The 3,112-nt window shown below is 56.9% G+C and carries 1 protein-coding gene and 1 pseudogene; both read right to left on the bottom strand.

The window, feature by feature from the left end; genetic code table 11:
• Positions 1–765 (bottom strand): annotated as a pseudogene (locus HMPREF2565_RS14065) (adhesin); the annotation flags it as partial.
• 689 nt (positions 766–1,454) lie between these two features.
• Complete coding sequence (purT, locus tag HMPREF2565_RS06530) at positions 1,455–2,804, bottom strand: formate-dependent phosphoribosylglycinamide formyltransferase (protein WP_070679221.1); 1,350 nt, start codon at positions 2,802–2,804, stop codon at positions 1,455–1,457.
• Between the last annotated feature and the right edge of the window lie 308 nt (positions 2,805–3,112).

Below are 3,112 nucleotides of genomic sequence, written 5' to 3'. Positions count from 1 at the left end.
CGTCGAAATCTTCGGAGTATCAGACTCACCTGGAAGACCAGGCTGGTCAATCGGAACCACACGCTGTCCCCCACCACTGTTATGAGTGGTTATGCCGTTGGGACCAACCACAGTGATGAAGGCATCCGCCGGCTGCTCAGGGATAGTAACCGACGGATCGGCTTCAAACTGCTGGTCGAGCGTTTGGGCATTGTCCTTTAGAATGCGCAGCCCCGTGTTCGCCGTGAAATCCTCTGAATTGCCGTCGAACCCGTGGAGCGGACGTGCCAGACCAGAAACATTTCCGCCGTCGTTTGCGTGAATAAACTTAATCGCGGCAGCCCTACCCGACGCATCAGAGACGAGCGCTGCCAAGTAAACGCTGTAACGGTTAGCAAGTTTCTTATCGCCAGCCGCCGTAGCATCACGCAGCTTCATTGCAATGCCGATAGCCGCATTCTGGAACTTCGGGTCATCAAAGCGAATCGCACCTGCTGTGGACTTCTTGTAGCTGCCCTTCTTGAGCATGGGATCGGCAACAGTGTAATCAATACACCAGCCCCATCCGACATCGTTGTTCTTGTGAGGGTTTCTCGCACCTTCTGGCGGAACACCAGCCCACACAAGCTGGCCCCAGCTATGATCTCCGCCAATTTTCGCATTTTCAGCGCCCAAGGTGGTGTTAGGCACGAAATCAGTCGGCTCGGCCGCGCCAGCCTTCGCCCAGGGAACGGTAACCATGGCCGCAATTACTGCAATTGCTGTAAGCACAGCAGTAAAGACCATCCACCCCTCTCTGGAGATATTCCTTAATCTACTCATCGTTTCCTCTTCGAATGATGTGAATGTCTACAAGTTTTCTGCACAGCAGCCTTAGACCACTGAACCAATCTGAAATCGGGACGTAGGTTTTTACACCTTTACCGGCGATTCTTCTCACGAATCTCACGAACTCTTATGGTCCACTCAGGAGACTATCATTCGACACAGGAAGCTGCAAGGTATCTCATTGCTCTATAAATTTCGCCTATACCCAAGTTGGAGCGTATTTATGCTGCACTAGACCGTTTTCAAGTCAGGCAGCTCCTATCTACCGCCCACTTGTTCTATTTTTCCTTCACATCGTCAACTTCTAAGTATTTCTTATAATACTCAATCTAAGATTTACTAAGTTTGCATATCAGTTTTTTCCCACCCGGATTGCGCTAGGAAACCTTCCGCCAGCGCAACAGCACTGTCCGCACCCGCGCTGGCCTAATCCCCTTGTACGCACCTACGAACCTCACCACCTTGCAGCACCCCAAGGCCCGCGAAAACTCGTACTCGCAAGCATTTAACACCCTTGCCGCTACACCTCGCAGACACGCGAAACGGCCGTGCACAAAGCACGGCCGTCATTCCCCATTAGAAACCTCATCCCACGGGGCTTAGACCACTACCCCCATTAATCAGATTTATGGCTCGCCGAGCCCTCATTAATCATCCGCGGAACGCGTGAGCTTCGGGTCAACGTCGACAACCGGCTCAGGGACCTCAATAACCTCGATGTCGGAGACCGGCGAGCCCGCGGGCGCCACAGGTTGCGCATCCGCCTGATCTCCCCCTGAAGACGAGCCCGGCTCCACAGTAATCTTCGCCGCCGCGAGTGCTGCCCTGTCGCGGGCTGTCTCAACGTCTTCTGCAGTCGTAGCCACCATCCCCATTCGGCGCCCTGCATACGCCCACGGCTTACCAAACAGACGCACGTCCGTCTCCTCATAAGCCATGGCAGCATCGAGGCCGGAGTAGGAGACATCATCAAGCTCAGCGTCCGCGTGCAGAATGACTGCCGCACCGGGGCTGACCAACGTCACATCGATCGGGAAGCCCAACATTGCGCGGACATGGAGTTCAAACTCAGAGAAGCGCTGTGTGTATCCAGTCAGCATTGCGGTATCCAAAGGACGCGGCGAGACAGAGGAGAAGTACACCTCATCACCCGCTACGAAGAGCTCAACGCCATAAACACCGCGCCCGCCCAATTCGTTGGAGATGCGCGCCGCAACGGAGCGTGCGTTCGCTAGGGCGTCTTCACTCATCGCCATCGGCTGCCAGGACTCCACCAGATCCCCCTTCTCGTGGCGGTGGCCAATGGGCTCACTGAACCACGTGGCCATCTTGCCCGTAGCCGGGTCAATGGAGCGCACAGCAAGCAGCGTGACCTCATAGTCAAAGTCGACGAAGCGTTCCACCACGACGCGCTTATACTCCGAGGACACGTGGCGCACCATGGCCCAGGCCTCCTCCACGTCCTCTTCTTCCTTAAGAAGGATGTGCCCCTTCCCTGAGGTCGTAATGTCCGGCTTCACGATGCACGGCAGCCCCAACTCCCCCACTGCCTCCTGCAACTCCTCAGCGGACTCAGCAAAGCGATAGGCAGTGACGGGCAGCCCAATCCTCTCAGCGACCTCACGCACGCTCTCACGGCACTGCGTGAGCTCACAAGCCCGCGCTGACGGCACGACAGTGGTGCCGAATTCCTCTATACGCTTCAGCGTCTCCACCGCGACAGTCTCCACCTCTGGGACTACGTAGTCTGGCTTAATCTTCTCAGTCAGCTCCCACACCTTGTATGGGTCCCTAATGTCTGCGATGTAGCTAAAGTGCGCAAGCTGTTGCGCGGGTGCTCCTGCGTAGCGGTCCACGGCGTGAACCTCAAGCCCTAAGTTCTGAAAGGCAATTACTAACTGCTTGCCCAGCTCACCCGCCCCTAGGAGCAGCACCTTGGTGGCGTTTCCTGTTAGGGGGGTTCCGATCTGGCCTGCGATGTCGCCTGCGGTAGTCATTCTCGAATTATCGCACACATTTGACGCCTCGCTGCTTGGCGACGTCCCCCTGTTCCCCACAACCACCCGAACTCACCGCGCCACACGACGGAACATTGACCCTCGGGCTCTGGGCCCGGGGGCGCAGGATCACCAAAGCCCCCTTCACCCACCGCAGGGAAACAGTGGGAAAGGGGGCCTGGTGCTACAGACTGACCTTCTAGCGTGTCAGCCGGCCACGGGGGCCGACTGGCCCTCGGTTATCGCGGTCTTCCTCTTAGTTAGAGGAACCCTCGCCAGCACCCGGTGCACAAGCATCAGCCAACAGG

This window comes from Corynebacterium sp. HMSC072A04, from assembly GCF_001809235.1.
GTDB classification, from domain to species: Bacteria; Actinomycetota; Actinomycetes; order Mycobacteriales; family Mycobacteriaceae; genus Corynebacterium; species Corynebacterium hiratae.
This window is presented reverse-complemented; position numbering and strand designations above follow the sequence as displayed.

Excerpts from the sequence above, each read along its gene's own strand:
- purT (WP_070679221.1), bottom strand. The coding sequence starts at position 2,804 with ATGACTACCGCAGGCGACATCGCAGGCCAGATCGGAACCCCCCTAACA.